Annotated in this window: 25 protein-coding genes; 9 read left to right on the top strand and 16 right to left on the bottom strand. The window is 71.6% G+C overall.

The window, feature by feature from the left end; genetic code table 11:
- Window positions 1–14 precede the first annotated feature (14 nt).
- Window positions 15–245, top strand: a complete 231-nt coding sequence (locus EFA46_RS06595) for a zinc ribbon domain-containing protein (protein ID WP_123074059.1) — start codon at window positions 15–17, stop codon at window positions 243–245.
- Here EFA46_RS06595 and EFA46_RS06590 read toward each other — a convergent pair.
- The 6 genes from EFA46_RS06590 to dapA are packed head-to-tail and all read right to left on the bottom strand — an operon-like array spanning window position 242 to window position 6,055.
- Window positions 242–1,327, bottom strand: coding sequence for a M20/M25/M40 family metallo-hydrolase (locus EFA46_RS06590; RefSeq protein ID WP_123074060.1), 1,086 nt, complete (start codon window positions 1,325–1,327; stop codon window positions 242–244). The two genes, EFA46_RS06595 and EFA46_RS06590, sit on opposite strands and share 4 nt — an antisense overlap.
- Window positions 1,320–2,279: a diaminopimelate epimerase gene (dapF, locus tag EFA46_RS06585; RefSeq protein WP_123074061.1), complete on the bottom strand. Its 960-nt coding sequence runs from the start codon at window positions 2,277–2,279 to the stop codon at window positions 1,320–1,322. The genes EFA46_RS06590 and dapF overlap by 8 nt, the downstream gene beginning before the upstream one ends.
- A complete protein-coding gene (gene lysA / locus EFA46_RS06580; RefSeq protein ID WP_123074062.1) occupies window positions 2,276–3,538 on the bottom strand; it encodes a diaminopimelate decarboxylase in 1,263 nt (420 codons plus the stop codon). Before lysA ends, dapF begins: the two co-directional genes overlap by 4 nt.
- A complete protein-coding gene (locus EFA46_RS06575; protein ID WP_123074063.1) occupies window positions 3,535–4,383 on the bottom strand; it encodes a 2,3,4,5-tetrahydropyridine-2,6-dicarboxylate N-succinyltransferase in 849 nt (282 codons plus the stop codon). Before EFA46_RS06575 ends, lysA begins: the two co-directional genes overlap by 4 nt.
- Window positions 4,380–5,150, bottom strand: coding sequence for a 4-hydroxy-tetrahydrodipicolinate reductase (gene dapB, locus EFA46_RS06570; protein WP_123074064.1), 771 nt, complete (start codon window positions 5,148–5,150; stop codon window positions 4,380–4,382). The genes EFA46_RS06575 and dapB overlap by 4 nt, the downstream gene beginning before the upstream one ends.
- Window positions 5,147–6,055: a 4-hydroxy-tetrahydrodipicolinate synthase gene (dapA, locus tag EFA46_RS06565; RefSeq protein WP_123074065.1), complete on the bottom strand. Its 909-nt coding sequence runs from the start codon at window positions 6,053–6,055 to the stop codon at window positions 5,147–5,149. The genes dapB and dapA overlap by 4 nt, the downstream gene beginning before the upstream one ends.
- A 313-nt stretch (window positions 6,056–6,368) precedes the next feature.
- Between dapA and EFA46_RS06560 the strand changes: the two genes are divergently transcribed.
- Both EFA46_RS06560 and EFA46_RS06555 read left to right on the top strand, forming a co-directional pair.
- Window positions 6,369–7,010: a metallophosphoesterase gene (locus tag EFA46_RS06560; RefSeq protein ID WP_123074066.1), complete on the top strand. Its 642-nt coding sequence runs from the start codon at window positions 6,369–6,371 to the stop codon at window positions 7,008–7,010.
- Between the two features lie 98 nt (window positions 7,011–7,108).
- Complete coding sequence (locus EFA46_RS06555; protein ID WP_123074067.1) at window positions 7,109–7,606, top strand: NYN domain-containing protein; 498 nt, start codon at window positions 7,109–7,111, stop codon at window positions 7,604–7,606.
- Here EFA46_RS06555 and EFA46_RS06550 read toward each other — a convergent pair whose 3' ends face one another.
- Entirely contained in the window at window positions 7,607–7,789 is a 183-nt protein-coding gene (locus tag EFA46_RS06550; RefSeq protein ID WP_176969843.1) for a hypothetical protein, read from the bottom strand.
- 87 nt (window positions 7,790–7,876) lie between these two features.
- Here EFA46_RS06550 and EFA46_RS06545 point away from each other — a divergent pair, with 87 nt between their 5' ends.
- The 3 genes from EFA46_RS06545 to EFA46_RS06535 all read left to right on the top strand — a co-directional run bounded on the left by EFA46_RS06545 (window position 7,877) and on the right by EFA46_RS06535 (window position 9,562).
- Window positions 7,877–8,353 (top strand): PUA domain-containing protein, encoded by a 477-nt coding sequence (locus EFA46_RS06545; protein WP_123074068.1) that lies wholly within the window; start codon window positions 7,877–7,879, stop codon window positions 8,351–8,353.
- 100 nt (window positions 8,354–8,453) lie between these two features.
- Window positions 8,454–8,840, top strand: coding sequence for a nascent polypeptide-associated complex protein (locus EFA46_RS06540; protein ID WP_123074069.1), 387 nt, complete (start codon window positions 8,454–8,456; stop codon window positions 8,838–8,840).
- The gene (locus EFA46_RS06535; protein WP_218182511.1) at window positions 8,837–9,562 is read left to right on the top strand and encodes a tRNA (adenine-N1)-methyltransferase; all 726 of its coding nucleotides are present in this window, start codon (window positions 8,837–8,839) and stop codon (window positions 9,560–9,562) included. The genes EFA46_RS06540 and EFA46_RS06535 overlap by 4 nt, the downstream gene beginning before the upstream one ends.
- 25 nt (window positions 9,563–9,587) lie before the next feature.
- Here EFA46_RS06535 and EFA46_RS06530 read toward each other — a convergent pair whose 3' ends face one another.
- From EFA46_RS06530 to EFA46_RS06515, 4 genes are all read right to left on the bottom strand, one after another.
- The gene (locus tag EFA46_RS06530; RefSeq protein WP_123074070.1) at window positions 9,588–9,911 is read right to left on the bottom strand and encodes a hypothetical protein; all 324 of its coding nucleotides are present in this window, start codon (window positions 9,909–9,911) and stop codon (window positions 9,588–9,590) included.
- A gap of 67 nt (window positions 9,912–9,978) precedes the next feature.
- Complete coding sequence (locus tag EFA46_RS06525) at window positions 9,979–10,293, bottom strand: transcription factor S (RefSeq protein ID WP_123074071.1); 315 nt, start codon at window positions 10,291–10,293, stop codon at window positions 9,979–9,981.
- Window positions 10,294–10,342: 49 nt separating this feature from the next.
- Window positions 10,343–10,603 carry a hypothetical protein gene (locus EFA46_RS06520; protein WP_123074072.1) on the bottom strand — a complete coding sequence of 87 codons (261 nt, stop codon included), beginning with the start codon at window positions 10,601–10,603 and terminating at the stop codon, window positions 10,343–10,345.
- A gap of 68 nt (window positions 10,604–10,671) precedes the next feature.
- Window positions 10,672–11,442, bottom strand: a complete 771-nt coding sequence (locus tag EFA46_RS06515; protein ID WP_123074073.1) for an enoyl-CoA hydratase/isomerase family protein — start codon at window positions 11,440–11,442, stop codon at window positions 10,672–10,674.
- Window positions 11,443–11,533: 91 nt separating this feature from the next.
- On the opposite strand from EFA46_RS06515, the gene EFA46_RS06510 reads away from it, so the two are divergent.
- The gene (locus tag EFA46_RS06510) at window positions 11,534–12,034 is read left to right on the top strand and encodes a DUF5797 family protein (protein WP_123074074.1); all 501 of its coding nucleotides are present in this window, start codon (window positions 11,534–11,536) and stop codon (window positions 12,032–12,034) included.
- Between the two features lie 9 nt (window positions 12,035–12,043).
- On the opposite strand, the gene EFA46_RS06505 is transcribed toward EFA46_RS06510, so the two are convergent.
- Genes EFA46_RS06505 through EFA46_RS06495 form a run of 3 tightly spaced genes read right to left on the bottom strand, consistent with a single transcriptional unit; the run spans window position 12,044 to window position 13,887 of the window.
- A complete protein-coding gene (locus EFA46_RS06505; RefSeq protein WP_123074075.1) occupies window positions 12,044–12,400 on the bottom strand; it encodes a hypothetical protein in 357 nt (118 codons plus the stop codon).
- 55 nt (window positions 12,401–12,455) lie between these two features.
- A complete protein-coding gene (locus tag EFA46_RS06500) occupies window positions 12,456–13,460 on the bottom strand; it encodes a DUF5787 family protein (protein WP_123074076.1) in 1,005 nt (334 codons plus the stop codon).
- A gap of 1 nt (window position 13,461) precedes the next feature.
- On the bottom strand, window positions 13,462–13,887 hold the full coding sequence (locus tag EFA46_RS06495; RefSeq protein WP_123074077.1) for a bis(5'-nucleosyl)-tetraphosphatase: 426 nt from the start codon (window positions 13,885–13,887) through the stop codon (window positions 13,462–13,464).
- A gap of 126 nt (window positions 13,888–14,013) precedes the next feature.
- Here EFA46_RS06495 and EFA46_RS06490 point away from each other — a divergent pair, with 126 nt between their 5' ends.
- Window positions 14,014–14,346, top strand: a complete 333-nt coding sequence (locus EFA46_RS06490) for an uS10/mL48 family ribosomal protein (protein ID WP_123077236.1) — start codon at window positions 14,014–14,016, stop codon at window positions 14,344–14,346.
- An 82-nt stretch (window positions 14,347–14,428) separates the two neighbouring features.
- Here the strand turns inward: EFA46_RS06490 and EFA46_RS06485 are convergent, their stop codons facing one another.
- Both EFA46_RS06485 and EFA46_RS06480 read right to left on the bottom strand, forming a co-directional pair.
- On the bottom strand, window positions 14,429–14,695 hold the full coding sequence (locus EFA46_RS06485) for a TRAM domain-containing protein (RefSeq protein ID WP_123074078.1): 267 nt from the start codon (window positions 14,693–14,695) through the stop codon (window positions 14,429–14,431).
- Window positions 14,692–16,248 (bottom strand): Na+/H+ antiporter NhaC family protein, encoded by a 1,557-nt coding sequence (locus EFA46_RS06480; protein ID WP_123074079.1) that lies wholly within the window; start codon window positions 16,246–16,248, stop codon window positions 14,692–14,694. The genes EFA46_RS06485 and EFA46_RS06480 overlap by 4 nt, the downstream gene beginning before the upstream one ends.
- A gap of 153 nt (window positions 16,249–16,401) precedes the next feature.
- On the opposite strand from EFA46_RS06480, the gene EFA46_RS06475 reads away from it, so the two are divergent.
- Window positions 16,402–17,676: an amidohydrolase gene (locus EFA46_RS06475; RefSeq protein WP_123074080.1), complete on the top strand. Its 1,275-nt coding sequence runs from the start codon at window positions 16,402–16,404 to the stop codon at window positions 17,674–17,676.
- Window positions 17,677–17,832 lie beyond the last annotated feature (156 nt).

Here is a 17,832-nt window from a genome sequence, read left to right as displayed (position 1 = left end):
GACGCACGGACGCGATGTCCGACCGCCCTGACGCCTCCAGCGACGACGCATCGGGCTGCCCGAAGTGCGGCCACGACGAAGTGACCACCGGCTCCATCTCTACGACCGGCTCCGGCCTCTCGAAGATGTTCGACGTCCAGACGAACAGGTTCGAGACCGTCACCTGCGCGTCGTGTGGCTACACCGAGCTGTACAAGGACGTCGGAAACAGGGGGAGCGACCTCGCGGACGTCTTCTTCGGCTAAGCGAGCAACGCGTCCAGCGCCGCCGTCGCGATTTCGGCCCCCGCCTCGACCTCCGGGAGGTCGACGTACTCGCGCTCGGCGTGCGCGACCGCGCCCGTCTCGTCCGCGAGAGCCCCCGGTCCGAAGACCACAGTGGGCGCCTCGCGCGCGAAGTAGGACGCCTCCGTCGCCGCGCCGAAGGGCCGCACGTCGCCCGCGCCCGCGTCGGCGAGCGCGCCCACGACGTCGCTATCGGCGGGTGTCGCGAACGCCTCGAGGAACGGCGTCGTGCGCTCTTGGGGCGTGACCGTCACGCCGACCGCGTCCGGGACCGCGGCGCGCAGGTGCGCGCGCAGGCCGTCGAAGAACCCGTCTGCCGTCTCCGGCGGCACCGAGCGGCGGTCGACGACGAACGAGCACTCGGCGGGGATCTGGTTCGTCGCCTCCCCGCCCTCGATGGTCGTCGCGGTGAGCGTCGGCGCGCCGAGCGCGTCGTGGACGCCCGGTCCACGGGACTCGTCGAAGGAGTCGAGCGCGCGGAGCGCCGCCGCCGCGCCTTGAATCGCGGAGACGCCGGACTCGGGCTCGGCGGCGTGCGCCGCCGACCCGGTGAGCGTCACCGTCCCCTGGAAGCGCCCGCGCGCGGCCGTGCAGACGTCGAGTTCGGTCGGTTCGCCGACGACGTAGCAGTCCGCGTCGAGGTCGAGGTGGTGTGCGCCCGTCGACGCCGTCTCCTCGTCCGGCGTCACCGCGAGCGTCACGCGGCCGCGCTCCGGGTCGGTGGCGAGGAACGCCGCGAGCAACACCGCGAGCGGGCCCTTCGCGTCGCACGACCCGCGTCCGCGCAGGACGTCGCCGTCGCGTTTTGGCGGTATGTGCGGCACCACCGTGTCGACGTGGGTGTTCAACACGACGTGCGGACCGCTTTCCGCCCCGGCCTTCGACGCGAGCGTGTTCCCCGCGTCGTCGACGGTCGCCTCGACGCCGTGTGTCGCCAGTTCGTCGACGAGCAGTTCGCGCATCGCCGCGACGTCCTCGTGCGACGGCGTTCCGACGGCACGCTCGAGGAACCCGACGGGGTCGAAGGAGTCGACGTCACTCATCGGCGGCCCCCACGTCGGCGTCGTGCTCGCCGAGCGTCGCCTCCGTCTCGCCCGATTCGACGTACGTCGTCGGGCCGCGCAGCGTCGTCGCGCCGTCCGCTCGCAGGCCGATCTCGAGGTCACCACCGGGCGGCGACACCGTCACCGTCCCCGTCTCGGGGGCCATTCCGAGGCGCGCGGCGGCGACGGCGATGGCGACCGCACCCGTTCCGCAGGCCTCGGTCTCGCCCTCGACGCCGCGCTCGAACGTCCGCTGGGCGAACCCCCCGTCGTCCTCGGCGGCGAGGTTCACGTTCGCGCCCTCCGGGAAGACGTCGTGGTGGCGGAGCGCGGGCGCCATCGCGTCGAGGTCGACGCTGTCGACGTCGTCGACGAAGACGACGGCGTGCGGGACGCCCGTGTTCAGCGCCGTCACCGTCCACCCCGCGAGGTCGGCCTCGACGAGTTCGCCCTCGCGGGCGTGCGAGACGTCGTCGGGCGCGAACGACGGGACGCCCATCTCGACGGTCACCGTCTCGCCGTCGACCGTACAGCGTCGCGGGCCCGCGCCCGTCTCGAGCGTGACGACCGACGCGCCCGTGCGCTCCGCGACCCAGCGGGCCGCACAGCGCGCGCCGTTCCCGCACATCGCGGCGCGAGAGCCGTCCGGCTGGACGAGCGTCATCGTCGCGCGAACGCCGTCGTCGGTCTCGGCGTCGCTCGCGGTCTCGCGGCGCCCTCGCTCTCCGTCGGGTGTCGTGTCCTGCCCGTCGCTCGCGGGTCGTCCCTCCCCGCTCGCGGTCTCGCGGCGCCCTCGCTCGCGCTCGGTTGCCGCGACGTCGACGAAGAGCGCGCCGTCGACGCCGAGGGCCTCGCAGAGCGCGACGCCGAGCGCGTCGGGGTCGCTCGCGTCCGCGGCGTCGACGACCGCGAAGTCGTTGCCGGTGCCGTGGTAGACGTCGTAGGTCGTCATGGGTAGGGGTCCGAAGCGGTGTCCTCGGCGAGCGTCACGTCCGCGAGCGTCTCGCGGCGTCGCACCACCTCGGTGTCGTCGCCGTCGAGCGCGACGACCGCCGGGCGGGGGCGCGAGTTGTACTGCGACGCCATCTCGATGCCGTACGCGCCCGCGTTCCCGACGGCGAGCAGGTCGCCGCGCTCGGGCGCCGGCAGGTCGCGGTCCTCGCCGAGGACGTCCGTGCTCTCACAGACGGGCCCGACGACGGAAACGTTCTCGGTCGCCCGTTCGTCCGCGACGAGCGAGCGGATCGGGTGGTAGGAGCCGTACATCGCGGGGCGGACGAGCGTCGTCATCCCCGCGTCCGCGCCGGCGATTGTGGCGTCGGCGACGCGCTTGACGGTGTTCACCTCGGTGAGGAGGACGCCCGCGTCCGCGACGAGGTAGCGCCCGGGCTCGATGGTGAGCGTCGCGTCCACGCCGTCCAGCGCCGCGCGCGTCCGCGCCGCCACCTCATCGAGGTCGAGCGCGTCCTCCTCCTCGCGATACGGGACGCCGAAGCCGCCACCGACGTCCACGAACTCGAGGGCGAGGTCGGTCTCGCGCGCGACGTCCGCGAGCGTCGAGACGACCGCCTCGTGCTCCTCGAGCTGGTCGTTCGTGATGCCGCTGCCCGCGTGCGCGTGGAGGCCGACGACGTCGAAGCCGCGCTCGGCGGCGTCCGCGAGCACCGCCGTCGCGTCCGCGGCGGGAACCCCGAACTTCGCGTCCTTCCCGGTCGAGACCGATTCGCTGTGGCCGGCGCCGACGCCCGGGTGGACGCGGAGGCAGAACCGGCCCGCGAAGCCGCGCTCGGCGAGGCGCTCGACGGTGTCGCGCGCGCCCGCCGTCACCGTGAGCGCGGGGTGCTCGGCGGCGACCCGACAGGCGTAGTCGAGGTCTGCTGCCGGTGGGTTGACGGCCGTGTAGTGGACGTCCGCCGGGTCGAAGCCGGCGTCGAGCGCGCGCGCGAGTTCGCCCGCGCTCGCGCACTCCGCGCCCGCACCGGCCGCCGCGAGCGTCCGGAGGACGTGCCGGCCCGCGTTCGCCTTCACCGCGAACAGCACCTCGGCGTCCGGGAACGCGCCGGCGAGCCGCGCGTAGTTCTGGCGGACGCGCGCGAGGTCGTCCACGTAGAGCGGCGTGCCGTACTCGGCGGCGAGCGCGCGCAGATCCTCGGCGTCCCAGTCGGCGAGTCGGCGGACGGACGCGCCCGAGGCGTCTCCGTCCCCGCTCACTCCCGGAGCGCCTCCTCGCGCTGGCTCGCCTCGAGCGTGCTCGCTTCGAGGTCGGTGGCGACGACGGCCGGCTTGTACGCGCCGCCGTCGAAGAGGTCGTGCTCGCCGATGGAGGACTCGACGAAGCGCGTGAACGCCCGGCGCTCCGGCGGGAGGTGGCCGTAGATGACCTCCTCCTCGACGAGGTCGTAGACGGGGATGCGCGGCGTCAGGAGCGTGTTCTCCCCGACGACGGAGTTCTCCCCGACGACGAAGCCGGAGGTGACGCGACAGCCCGCGCCCAGCGAGACGCCGTCCTCGACGACGACGGGCGCGTCCTCGACCGGTTCGAGGACGCCGCCGATGAGCGTGTTCGCGCCGAGCTTCACGTCGTCGCCGATCTGCGCGCAGGACCCCACCGTGTCGCAGGAGTCGACGAGCGTGCCGTCGCCGACGTGCGCGCCGATGTTCACGAACGCGGGCGACATCAGGATCGCATCACTGCCGACGTACGCGCCGCGTCGGATGGTCGTTCCGTCGGGCGTGTTCCGGGTGCCGCGCTCGCCGAGGTCGGCGGTGTCGCGCAGCGGGAGGACGTCGTGGTAGGTGACGCCCCCGTACTCGCGGGCTTCGGTCTCGCGGAGCGAGAAGTTCAGCAGGACGCCGCGCTTCACCCACTCGACGGCCTCCCACTCTCCCTCGACCTTCTCGGCGGCGCGCACCGCGCCCTCCTCGAGCGCCTCGAGGAAGGCGTCGATGGTGTCGGCGTCCTCGGCGGTGAGGTCGCTCGCGGACACCGAATCGTTCTGCGTCCGCTCCCAGAGGTCCTCTACGTCGGATTCGAGCGCGTCGTAGCTTCGGCTCACAGTTGGCTGGCGATTGTCTCGAAGCGGTAATAGTCCGCCGATTGCTCGGCGAGCCACGCCGCCGCGTCGAGCGCGCCCTCCGCGAAGACGCTCCGGGAGCCCGCGCGATGCGTGAGTTCGAGGCTCTCGTGGTTCCCCGCGAGGAGGACGTCGTGCTCGCCCGTGATGTCGCCGGCACGGCGCGCGTGCACGCCGATCTCCCCCTCGTCACGGGGCGCCTCGCCCTCGCGGCCGTGGACGCGCTCGCTCGCGCCCTCGCGGGCCCCCTCGATTCGGTCGAGGAGTATCTTCGCGGTGCCCGAGGGCGCGTCGCGCTTCCCGTTGTGGTGGGTCTCCATCAGTTCGACGTCGTACTCGGGGAGGTCCGTGACCGCGCTCTCGACCGCGTCGAGGAGCGCCTGAACCCCGCGCGAGAAGTTCGCGCCGACGAGAATCGGCGTCTCCGTGCTCGCCTCCTCGAGCGCCGCGACGTCGGCCTCCGAGAACCCCGTCGTCCCGGTGACGAGCGGGACGCCCGTCTCGGCGCACGCGCGGGCGTACTCGACCGTCGATTCCGGACCGGTGAAGTCCACGACGGCGTCCGGGGCCTCCGAGTCGAGGAGGGCCGCGAACTCGCTCGCCGGCCGGACGGGCACGCCCTCGACGTGTTGGCCGTCACCGTCGCGGTTCACCGCGAAGGCCACGTCGACGCCGCGCTCGCGCGCGACGTCGAGCACGGTGCGGCCCATCCGCCCCGTCGCGCCCGTGACGGCCACCGAGAGCGTCATCGCTCCACCTCCACGTCGGGGTCGCCGAGGGCGTCGTGGACGGCCTCGAGTTCGGCGCGCGTCTCCGGCGTCGCCCGCGAGAGCGGGTCGCGAACCTCGGCGGGGCCGTAGCCCCAGACGTCCATCGCCTCCTTCACCGGAATCGGGTTCGTCTCCACGAAGAGCGCGCGGAAGAGCGGGCCGAGCTCGTGGTGGCGCTCGCGGGCGAGCGCGTACTCGTCGTCGAGCGCGTCCCGAACGAGCGCGCTCATCCGCTCGGGTTCGACGTTCGCCGCGACGCTGATGACGCCCGTCCCGCCCACCGAGAGGGTCGGGAGCGTGAGGCCGTCGTCGCCGGAGAGCACCGCGAACTCCTCGTCGCGCGTGCGCTCGACGACCTCGGAGACGAGGCCGAGGTCGCCGCTCGCGGCCTTGTAGCCGACGATGTTCTCGTGCTCGGCGAGCGCGGCGGTCGTCGCCGGGTCGATGGAGCGCCCGGTGCGCGAGGGGACGTTGTAGACGATCTGCGGGACGTCGACGGCGTCCGCGATGCGGCGGTAGTGGCGCTCCATCCCCTCGGGCTCGGGCTTGTTGTAGTACGGCGAGATGAGGAGCAGGGCGTCCGCGCCCGCGTCCGCCGCGCGCCCGGCGAGCGAGATGGCTTCGTGCGTGGAGTTCGACCCCGCGCCCGCGATGACGGGGACGTCGACGGCCTCGACGACGGTCTCGACGACCGCGACGTGTTCGTCGTGCGTGAGCGTCGCGGACTCGCCCGTCGAGCCGACGGGGACGAGGCCGTCGACGCCCGCCTCGGCGAGGCGCTGGGCGTCGGCGGCGAGTTGGTCGTGGTCGATGCGTTCCTCGGCGTCGAACGGCGTCGTCATCGCGACGAACGTGCCGGTCGTGACGTTTCGTGGTGTACTCATTGGTGGTGTGGGATGGGTCTCGGGATACTGTAACTGCCGGTACGGTCCTGCGACGACCCGTGACGGGGACGCTACGCCCGCAACGAGTGCCTACCGCAGGTCGCGTTTACCGGGTTTCGCGGTCGAGAAAGCGCCGCCGCTCGCGCCGGATACGGACTCCGCCGTCGCGCGAGCGCCGAACATACTCCAATACGAGTGTTCCACCGGCATAGGTTTATCGCCACGCGCGCCGCCGCGCGTCGCCGCACCGAGCCGTCACCCGTCGCGCCGTCTGCCGTACTTTTATGCGGGCGCGGCGGGGACTGGCGAGACGATGCTGGTCCTCGGCGACGCGCACGCCACCACCGCCGACCGCCGTCGCGCGCTCTTCGCGGCCTATCGCGCCGCCGACGAAGCGCGCGCCCTCCAGTGCGGGGACCTCATGTACTACGACCTCCCCGTCACCACCTACTTCGTCGCGGGGAACAACGAGGACTTCGACGTCATCGACTCCCTCCGGCACGGCCGCGTCCGCTCCGAGGGCGTCTCGAACGCCCGCCTGCTCGCGAGCGACGCCGCCGACGTGGAGGGCGTCCGCGTCGCCGGCCTCTCCGGGAACTACGCGCCGACGCAGTACGACAAACCCCGCTCGGCGCTCGCGGGCGAGCGACGTCGGCACTTCGTCCGCGAGGACGTCGAGGCGGCGAAGCGACTCGGTGACGTGGACGTCTTCCTCGCCCACCAGGCGCCCCACGGCACGCCCGTCGACGAGGAGTACGACGTCGGCTGCGAGCACGTCGACGCCATCCTCGACGCGCTCGACCCCGACCTCTGCCTCGTCGGCCACCACCACGAGCACACCGAGTCGACGTACGGCGACACCCGCGTCGTCACCGTCGCGCCCGTCTGGGAGTCCTACTACACGCTCGACCCGGCGACGCTCGCACTCGAGCGCCACGCCACCCCCGACGCCTGAGGGCCGTCGCGCTCCGCGCAGGCGACCGACGCGCCGAGGGCCGCGCGTGTCGGCGTGCGTAGCCTCTTTACGGTGGTGCGACCAAGGGAGCGCATCAGATGGTCGAAATCCACGACGCACAGCGCGTCGCCGTGCTCGCCGACTCGCAGAACCTCTATCACTCCTCTCACAGCCTCTACTCGCAAAACGTCGACTACTCGGGGCTACTCGACGAGACGGTGCGCGGGCGCGAGCTCGTGCGCGCCATCGCGTACGTGATCCGCGCGGACTCGCCCGAGGAGGAGTCGTTCTTCGAGGCGCTGCGCGACATCGGCTTCGAGACGAAGATAAAGGACATCAAGACGTTCGGCGACGGGTCGAAGAAGGCCGACTGGGACGTCGGCATCAGCCTCGACGCCGTCACGCTCGCCGAGAAGGTCGATGCGGTCGCGCTCTGCACGGGCGACGGGGACTTCTCGCGGCTCTGCCACCACCTCCGCCACGAGGGCGTCCGGGTCGAAGTGTTCGGGTTCGCGTCCTCGACGGCCGACGAACTCATCGAGGCGGCCGACGACTTCACGGACCTCTCCGAGCGCGAGAGCGACGTCCTCCTGTAACTAGACGGAGCGCCCCTCTTCGGACGTGCCGATGAGGAGCGACCCGACCGCCATCCCGACCGCCGCGACGGCGGCGATGCCGAGTTGGAGCGGTTCGACGCTCTTCATCGAGAGTGTCGTCCACAGCAGCAGAATCGCCCCGATAGCGAGGAGCGGCAGGCCCGCGAGCACCTTCGTGTCCATGACTACTCGGGCGTTGGGTAGCCCACCACATAAGCCCATCTCCATCGTCCGAAGGGTACATCCCCGCCGCGCGCGCAGAGTGGGACGATGGAGGACGCAGAACGCACCCAGCTACGGACCGTCGCGGACTACCAGTTCCGCGCCGGCGCCGGCGCCGCGCTCTTCCCGGCAGACGAGGCCTACGACGTCGACCGCTCGAAGTCCGGTCGCCCCCGACAGGTCTCGACGCGAGCGGGACGACGCCTCGTCTCCTTCGGCACCGACGGGCGCTTCACGCTCGGGCTCGCGGGCGGCGAGCGCCTGCTCGACGCGCTCGAGGCGCCGGCCTGCCGCGTCGTCGTCGGCGACGAGAGCGAGCCGTTCGTCCGCGACGGGAAGAACGTCTTCGCGAAGTTCGTCTCGGCCGTCGACCCGGCGGTCCGCCCGGACGACGAAGTCGTCGTCGTCCACGAGGACGGCCACGCCATCGCCGTCGGGCGCACCGAACTCGACGCCGAGGCAATCCACGACTTCGACACGGGGATGGCGGTCAAAGTGCGCGAGGGCGCTGGAACGCCCGAGTAGGCGGTCGGAGATAGGTCGGCGGGCGGCCGAGACGCCCGTTTCGCGGCGCGCGCGGCGGCGACCCGTAGTGTTTTTCCCTCCTGCGGCCGCACGCAGAGGTATGTTTGGAGGAGGCGGCGGGATGAACCCCCGGAAGATGAAGCAGATGATGAAGCAGATGGGAATCGACGTCGAGGAGATCGACGCCGAGGAAGTCGTCATCAAGACGGCGGACGGGCGGGAACTCGTCTTCGACGACGCGGACGTCACCCAGATGGACGCGCGCGGCCAGCAGACCTACCAGGTCATCGGCGACCCCGAGGAGCGCGAGGCCACCGAGTCCGGCGGTGACGCCGAGGACGCCGACGAGGAGGAGGCCGCCGGCGCCATCCCGGAGAGCGACGTCGAGATCGTCGTCCAGCGAACGGGCGCGACGCCCGAGGAGGCGCGCGCCGCCCTCGAAGGCGCTGACGGCGACCTCGCGACCGCCATCGACGTACTGGAGTGAGCGCGATACTCCTCGTCCGGGACGGCCGCGAGTTCCTCGTCCACCCCGGCGAGGAGCTCCACACCGACCTCGGCGTCGTCGAGGTGCCCGCCGACCCCGAGCCCGGCGAGACCGTCGAGTCGCACCTCGGCGAGGCGTTCACGGTGCGCACGCTTCGCGGGCCCGACCTCTTCGACCACCTCGAGCGCACGGGCGCGCCGATGATTCCGAAGGACATCGGGGTCGTGATCGGCCACACGGGCGCCGCGACGGCCGACCGCGTCCTCGACGCGGGCACGGGCACGGGCGTCCTCGCCGCCTACCTCGGACGCCTCGGGGCGGACGTCCTCACGTTCGAGTCGCGCGCGGAGTTCGCGGAGGTCGCGCGCGAGAACATGGCGCTCGCGGACGTCGATGACACGGTCGAGGTCCGCGCGGGCGACATCACCGAGGAGCTCGACGAGCTGGGCGCGTTCGACCTCGTGACGCTCGACACGCCGGACGCGCCCGAGGTCGTCGCGCGCCTCGACGAGCACCTCGTCCCCGGCGGCTACGTCGCCGTCTACTCCCCGTTCGTGGAGAACGCGCGCGCGAGCCACGAGGCCGCCGCGGACGCCGGCCTGCGCGACGTCGAGACGGTGGAGACCATCCAGCGGCGGATGGACTTCGACGAGCGCGGGTCGCGCCCCACGACGAAGGGCGTCGGGCACACGGGCTACCTGACGTTCGCGCGGAAGACGTAGCGGGCGCTCGCTGATTCCTTCGTTCCTACGTATTCTCCGCGCCGAGTCGGTCGCGCAGTTCGAGCGCGGCGACCGACGCGGCGGCGGGCGGGAAGAGGACCGTCCAGAGCGCCGTCTGCCAGACGCCGACGACGGCGAGCGCGAGCGCGCAGGCGAGCGCGAGCGCGCGACGGTCGAGGGCGACGCCGAGCGCGCCACCCCACGTGACGAGCGAGAGCGACGCGGTGAACAGTCCCGCGCTCCCGGGGAGCGAGGCGTCCGGGGGGAGCCAGAGCCAGACGGCAGTCGCCGTGAGCGCGCCGAGGAGGGCGAGCGCGCTCGCGGCGTCGAATCGGAGCGAGTCGGACATACGCACGCCTCCCGGTCGAGCGACTAACGCGTGTCGGTGTGGAGCGCGAGAGAAGGCGCGGCGGGCCCTAGTTGTCGTCCTCGCGCCAGCGGTTCTCACACTCGGTGCAGATGAAGAAGCGCGTCTCGGACTCGTCCGCGCTCCGGATCTGCTGCATGTAGTAGTAGGCGCGGTCGTTCCCACACTCGGGGCAGTACGTCTTCGTGGAGGGGAGGCCGCGGTCCTCGGCGTCGGAGACGTCGACGATTTCCGTCTCCTCTTGGCCCTCGGTGACGGTGTACTGGCCGGCGTCGCCCTTGGGCTGTTCGTGCCCGCAGGAGGTGCAGACCCAGAAGTCGTCCTCGGCTCGCATCATCGAGCCGCAGTCGTCGCAGAATTCCATTGCTATCCCCCTGGACAGCCTCCCCACCCTTAAGCGCGGCTCTTCGCTCTCAGTCGCCCTCGCCCTCGGACTGACCGGGTTCGCCGACGGCCTCGACCGGGAGGTTGTTCCGAATCGACGCGGCGAGCGACGCCGGGTCGTCGAACACCTCCTCCTCGATGCGCGCGACGACGTCGCTCGCGGCTTCCTCCCCGTCCGCGTAGACGAGCACGACCCCCTCCACCTCCTCGACGGCGTTCTCCTTCGTGATTGGGTACGGAAGCCCGTCGAACGCCTCCTCGAGGTCCTTCAGTTTCACCCACTCAGTCATGCAACTGGATACCGACGCACGGTCCTTAACTGTTGGCGGCCGTTCCGACCGCGTTCCGACGCACCCGCTCACTCGAAGGCGGGGTCGCGCTCCTCGAGGAACGCCGCCATCCCCTCGCGCTGGTCGTGCGTGCCGAACAGCGACGCCCACGTCCGGCGCTCGAAGTCGAGGCCGGCAGCGAGGTCGGTCTCGTGGGACTGCGTGATGGCCTCCTTCGCGGCGGCGAGCGCGAAGCGCGGGCGCGCGGCGAGGTCCGACGCGAGCGCCGCGACGTGGCCGTCGAGTTCGTCGTTCGCGACGACGTCGCCGACGAGGCCGAGCTCGTGGGCGTCCTGCGCGTCGACGCGGTCGCCGAAGTAGACGAGGCGGCGCGCCGTCTCGTCGCCGACGAGTCGCGGGAGGCGCTGCGTTCCGCCCCACCCCGGGACGATTCCGAGGTCGGTCTCGGTCTGCCCGAGGACGGCGCGCTCGGAGGCGACGCGGAGGTCGCACGCGAGCGCGAGTTCGAGGCCGCCGCCGAGCGCGTAGCCGTTGATGGCGGCGATGGCGGGCGCGGGGAACGTCTCGATTGCGCGGGTGACGTCGTGGCCCAGACTCGCGTACGCGTGCGCTTCGGGCGTCGAGAAGTCGGCCATCTCCTCGATGTCCGCGCCGGCGGCGAACGCCGTCTCGCCCGCGCCGGTGAGCACGAGGACGCGCGCCTCGCGCTCCTCGGCCTCGTCGAGGGCGTCGAGGAGGGCATCGAGCGCGGCGCTGTTCAGCGCGTTCAGGCTCTCCGGGCGGTCGATTGTGACCGTGGCGACGCCGTCGTCGAGCGCGAGGGAAATGGGTCCGGTCATAGGTAGCGGAAGGCGGACGACCCCCATAACGATGGGGGCGAGTGCGCCGCGAGGGGAAACGGCGAAATAGGGCCGCCGAATACGCGAGGGCATGACGCTCTCGGAGGAGGCGAAAGAACGCCTCGCGGACATCGTCGAACTCCAGCCGACGAAGAACTCCGCCCTGCAGGACCGCTGGGGGATGGAGTCGGGAAGCGACGTCCACCAGTATCTCGAGTCCGAGCTGAAGGAGTACTACTACCGCGACGACGACAGCCTCATTCGCGCGACCGCCGAGGCGCGCGCCATCGTCACCGGCGAGGAGCCCGAGGGCCCCACCGAGGTCTACATGTCCGCCCTCGAGCAGAAGGTGTTCGCGGTCGCGCCCGGCCCCGACGCGGACTCCGAGAGCGTGGTGAGCGTCCTCCACCGGCTCCGCGAGGAGTACGGGGACGACCTGCGCGACGAGGACGGCGAGGAGCCCTCCGCGAAGGACGTCCGGCGCGCGCTCCAGACGCTCAAGCGGAAGGGCGTCGTCGAGCTCATCTATCGGACGGTGCCGACGTTCCGCCTCGCCGTCGAGCGCGACAGCGTCGCGATTGCGGAGGACTGAGCGCGGCGCTCAGGGGCGACGCGCCGGATACGTCGTCGGCGCCTCGGCGTCCATCGAGACGTCGCGCTGCTCGAAGTCGAACGTCGTCGCGAAGCGCTCGCGGAGTTCGAGCGCGCGCTCTTCCTCTCGGCCCCGCGCTCGCACCTCCCGCTCCTCGAGCGCCGCGATGAGGACGCGCGCCTCCGCTCGGGTGAGCGAGACGGTGAGGCGGTCGTCGCTCGCCTCGGACGCGAAGGCCGCTTCGAGGTCCGTGATCGTCTCCTGCTCGACGTCCGGCGCCTTCGCCTCGTGGCGGTCCAGTGACTCGCGGGCGATTTCGGCTTCGTGACCGCTGAGTTCGATCTCGCGGCTCTCTGATTCCTCCATGGCCCGGCGGGACGTCGAACGCGGGCGGTAAACCGGTATCGGCCGCGCGCGCCGCTCAGTCCCCTGCGTCCGTTCGTCGACGCCGCCGGCGCTCGGCGAGGAGGCGCTGAACCGCCTGCCCCGGACCGCCCTCGATTGGCCACCCGCGCTGGCGCCACCCCGGCGGCTCCGGGCTGAACTCGGCGCACGAGCCCGCACACTCCGCGGCGGTCTGCTCGCGTTCCTTCGCGTGACAGTAGGGGACGTAGCCCTCGGCGGCGCGCCGGAGGTCGAAGGCGCGACAGTCCGGGCGCATCGTCTCGACGTACGAGCGCCACCCGCGCCCGTACGCGCGCTCGGCGACGCGGCGTCGCGTCTCGCGTTTCTCCTCGGGCGGGACGTACTCGAACTCGGTCGGGTCGCCGTGGGCGGTGACGCGCACGCCCGTCGCGTCGGGGTCGAGCGAGCGGGGATGCCACGCGACCGTCGCCTCCGTCTCGCCCCCGAACGTGAGGACGCCCGCCGCCGTCGGCATCTCCGTGACGAGCGCGCGCGTCTCGTCGGCGCGCGTCGCCACCCACACCTCGTCGGCGAGGCCGAGCGCCACGTCGCGTTCGAGTTGGGCGGCGAGGTCGCGCGCCGCCGACGCGTCGAGATCGGGTTTGTTCTCGACGGCGACGATGCGACGCACCCAGTCGGGGTAGGGCGCGACGCGGCGTATCTCGATGCGGTTCGAGCGCTTTCGCTCCTCGAGGACGCCGCGCGCGCTCGCCCGATGGACGGCCTCGCGCACGTAGCGCCACCCGTAGTCGGGGTCGGGGAGCGCGTCCCGGTAGTACGTCCACTCGCCGGGGGCGTGACGCGCGAGCGAGAGGAGTTCGGGGTCGAGTTCGCGCTCGCCGAGGGCCGCGCGCGTCCGCACGCCCTCGGGGTCGGCCTCGACGATCACGGTGTCCCAGCGCCGCCGCTGGGTGCCGAGTTGGCGTGCGACGAGCACGCGGCTGTCCGGTTCGGCGGGCGTCCAGTGCCGCTCGGCCCACGCGCAGACCCGGAGTTCGAAGCCGAACTCCGCGCCCGGCATCTCAGAGGTCCTTCTCGTCGAGGAAGTCGTGGGCGTCCTCAAGGATTTCGCGCGGGCCGTCCTGCGTGATGGTGTTCAACGCCTGTTCGTAGTCACGCCATTGGAGGTCGGAGTGTTCGTTCGAGAGCTCGGCGGACGCCTCGAAGGACTTCGCGATGAAGAGGTGGACCGTCTTGTGGATGCGATTACCGTTCGCCTCGAAGACGTAGTCGTAGTCGTCGCGGAAGCCGTCAACGAGTCTGAAGTCCCCGATGCCGGCTTCTTCCTTCACCTCCCGAATGGCTGTCTGTTGGAGTTCCTCGTCCCCCTCCACACCGCCCTTCGGGAACTCCCAGTCCCCTGGGCGGCTCTTGAGGAGGAGGTATTCACGCCGGCCCCGGGTGTCCCGGAAGAGGATCGCGCCGGCGCTGGTTGCTTCAACCGTCATTAGCTTCACTAAATAGGGCGCGGATTAAGAGAATGTCGGAGACTGCCGGCGGAGGACGGGGCACGAACGCAACCACGCTATTTTTGAGGGTGGACGTCCTCGGGTATGGTTACGCAGTTCCCAGCCATGACCTTCGTAACCAGCCTCACACTCGAAAGCGGGGACCGAGCGGCCCTCGACGACATCGTCGGGGAGATCCGCGACACGGTCCGCCGCAAGGGCGCCGAACTCAAAGGACCGCACTCGGACTCCCCGAAGCAACACTTCGTCTCGCAGTACAAGCAACTCGACGGCGAGGGCGACACCTACGACGCGTGGAGCTACACGGTGTATCGACGGCGCGTCGAGATCCGCGGCGCGGACGACCTCGCTCGCGACATCATGACCTGGGACTTCCCGAACAGCGTTCACGTCACGGCCGACATCGAGCGCGTCCAGCACGTCGGCTCGCCGGCGTAACTCTCCTTCACTTCACGTCCACTCGCGCCGACGAGCGACGGCGCCGCGAACCGCCCGCACGGTCGAGAAACGAGGGGCCGAGTCAGTACGCGGACTCGCCGACCGTCCGGAGGTAGTCGATGTCGCCGACGTGTGCGTCGTCGTCGAAGTCGGTGACGCGAACCGCGATCTTCGTCCCCTCGCGAACGCCGTCCGGCGCGCCGTGAACCGTCAGGATCGTGTCGCCGACGCGTGCGCGGACGTCGTCGCCATCGACGTCGGAGACGTAGACGGCGAACTCCTCGCCGACCTCGAAGCTCGGCGTCGTCGTGCGGAACGACCAGCCGGCGCGGAACTTCCGGAGGTTCATACGCGACTCACCTCCTCGGACTCGCGGTCCGGAACGTACTCGAGGCCGAAGCCGGTGAGGGCGGCGACGAGGAACACGGCGAAGAGGAACCAGCCGTGGAAGACGAACGGCACCACCCGAACGGGGCTGACGAGCATCTGCGCACCGTACTGGTCGACGAGCGCCGGCATCGCGGAGTAGCCGGCGAGGACGCCGCCCGCCCACGGGAAGATGTAGCCGAGCGCGGACGTGTTCGCGTCGAGGATGTTCGCGCGCCGGTAGCCGTTGATGTTGAAGGACTCGCCGATGCGCGCGACGTACGGCGAAATCGCGATCTCGGCGGCGGTGTTGATGGTGATGGCGGCGTTCACGAGCGCCGTCCCGAGGACGAGCGTCGTCTCCGCGCGCCGGACGGAGGTCGCGACCGTCGAGAGCAGGAACTCCTGGATGGCGTCGAAGGCGCCGCCCTGAATCATGATTCGGGCGCCCGCGACGATGAGGAGCGTGAGGACGATGAGCGGGAAGAAGCCGGCCGCGCCGGAGTAGAGGCTGCCGCCGACGCCCGCCGCCGTGTCCGGGCCGGCGATGGAGAGGAACGGGAGCCACGTGAACGCGCCGGCGAACGGCGCGTTCTGCGGCGCGACGAACGAGATGATGCCCGAGAGCGACTGGAGGCCCAGGAGGAGGTTGCACGCGATGGCGACGAGCATCCCCCACGTGATCGCCTCGACGATGTGCCGGCCGCGGATCGCGGTGTAGATGACGACGCCCATCGAGACGAGGTGGACGAGGCCGACCGGCGTCCCCGTCGGGAGGCCGCCGCTCCCGGCGGTCGTCGGCATCGCCGCGCCCGCGACGAGATACGCGGCGAACGCGAGCGTGGCGGCGGTGATCGCGTACTTGAACCGCGACGCGACGACGCCGCCGATGTCGGCGTTCTGCGTGACGGCGCTCACGATGGTGGTGTCGCTGACCGGCGCGAGGTTGTCGCCGAACGCCGCCCCGGAGAGCACCGCGCCGAACATCAGCACGGGGTTCGCGCCGAGGAGGACGGTCGCCGGGAAGAACGTCGTGACGAACGTCACGGCGGTCCCGTAGCCGGTGCCGATGCCGGTCGCGAGGAGCGCGGCGAGCAGGAACGTGACGGCGGGGAGGATCTGCACGAGCACGCCCTGCGAGACGGGGAGGGCCTGCGCGGTCCAGATGAGGCCACGAACGAAGCCGCCGTCCTGCAGGAGCTGGGCGAACATGCCCGCCCAGAGCCACGCGACGATGGCCGTCGCGGCCACCCGCTGGGTCATCCCCTCGAAGATGGTGTTCGCGTAGTGCTTCCAGTCGCCCTTCGCGAAGAACAGTCCGACGACGAGCGCGAACAGCATCCCGACGACGAGGCCGGTGGTGTCGCCGATGCCGAACAGCCCGCTCTGTACGACCGCCCAGACGACGAACACCCCGAGCGGGATGGCGCTCGCGGCGGCCCCGCCGTGGAACTCGAGGTCGGGGCCGGCGGAGTCGGCCATCCCGAGCTCCGCCTCGACCTCCGACGATACGTCGCTGTCGTTCGACTCACTCATTACCCGTGTCGCTCCGTTCGCCGTCGCCAAATATCCACGGGACGCGCCCCGAGCGACGATACCACTCGGCGCGGCCAGCCGGGTCGGGAACCGCCGGAGAGCGAGCGGTGGCGTGACCGATGTCGTTTACCCGGGGCCGCGCCACGCTAGCGTATGGCCGACATCGACCTGCGCGCGCTCAGACGCGACCTCCATCGGCACCCGGAGCCCGCGTGGTGCGAGTTCTACACGACTGCGCGGCTCGTCGCGGCAATCGAGCGCATCGGCGTGGACGCCCTCCACGTCGGGCGCGACGCGGTCAGCGGCGACGCGCGCCTCGCCGTCCCGGACGCGGAGACCATCGGTTCGTGGCGTGAGCGCGCCCGCGAGGCCGGTGCGGACCCCGCCGTCCTCGACCGCCTCGACGGCGGTCACACGGGCGCCGTCGCGGTCGTCGAGAAGGGCGACGGGCCGACGGTCGCGCTTCGCGCGGACGTCGACGCGCTCCCGGTGACGGAGGCCACGGCCGACGACCACGTCCCAGCCCGCGAGGGCTTTCGCTCCGGGACCGAGGGCTACATGCACGCCTGCGGGCACGACGCGCACGCGGCCATCGGCATCGGCGTCCTCGAGGCCGTCGTCGAGAGCGACTTCTCGGGGACGTTCAAGCTCTGCCTCCAGCCGGCCGAGGAGGTCGTCGGCGGCGGGCGGGCGATGGCCGAGAGCGGCCACCTCGACGACGTGGACGCGCTCTACGCGCTCCACGTCGGCCTCGACCACCCGACGGGCGAGGTCGTCGCGGGCGTCGACCCCTTCCTCGCGGTCCACCACTTCGACGCGGTCTTCTCGGGCGCGTCCGCGCACGCCGGCGCGAAGCCCGAGGACGGCCGGAACGCGATGCAAGCGATGGCGAGCGCGATTCAGGCGCTCTACGGGCTCCCGCGCCACTCCGGCGGTGCGACGCGCGTGAACGTCGGCACCGCGAACGCGGGCACCGCGACGAACGTCGTCCCCGAGCGCGCCGAGATCGAGGGCGAGGTGCGCGGCGAGACGACGGCGCTGAAGGACGCCATGGTCGAGCGCGCGGAGCGCGCGCTCTCCGGGGCGGCCGCGACGCACGACTGCGAGGTGGCCGTCGAGACGGTCGGCGAGGCCCCGAGCGCGGTCTCGGACGACCGACTCGTCGACGTCGTCCACGGCGTCACCGAGCGCGATGCGGGCGTGCGGACGGCGATCCGGACGGACGCGCTCGGCGGGAGCGAGGACGCCACCTACCTGATGCGCCGCGTGCAGGAGCGCGGCGGCGAGGCGTGCTACGCCATCGTCGGCACCGACCACCCGGGCGGCCACCACACGCCGACGTTCGACGTGGACGAGGAGACCATCGACGTGGGCGTGCGCGTGCTCACCGAGAGCGTGCTGGAGACGGGCGCGGCGCTCGACGGCTAGGGCGACCGGACGGCGCGCTTCCGCCGGGAGTCGAGTGCGCCGTCACTACTCGCGGTTTCCACCGCTCGTGTGAACGTGGGCCCGCATTCTCGTTCGGTCCCACGTCCGCGTGGCTCCACCGCTGCCGCTGTCAGAGGATACGACGGGGTGGTCGCG

The organism is Halarchaeum sp. CBA1220, from assembly GCF_003721175.2.
GTDB lineage: Archaea > Halobacteriota > Halobacteria > Halobacteriales > Halobacteriaceae > Halarchaeum > Halarchaeum grantii.
Note: the sequence above shows the minus strand (reverse complement) of the source record. Positions and strands in the feature narration are given on the sequence as shown.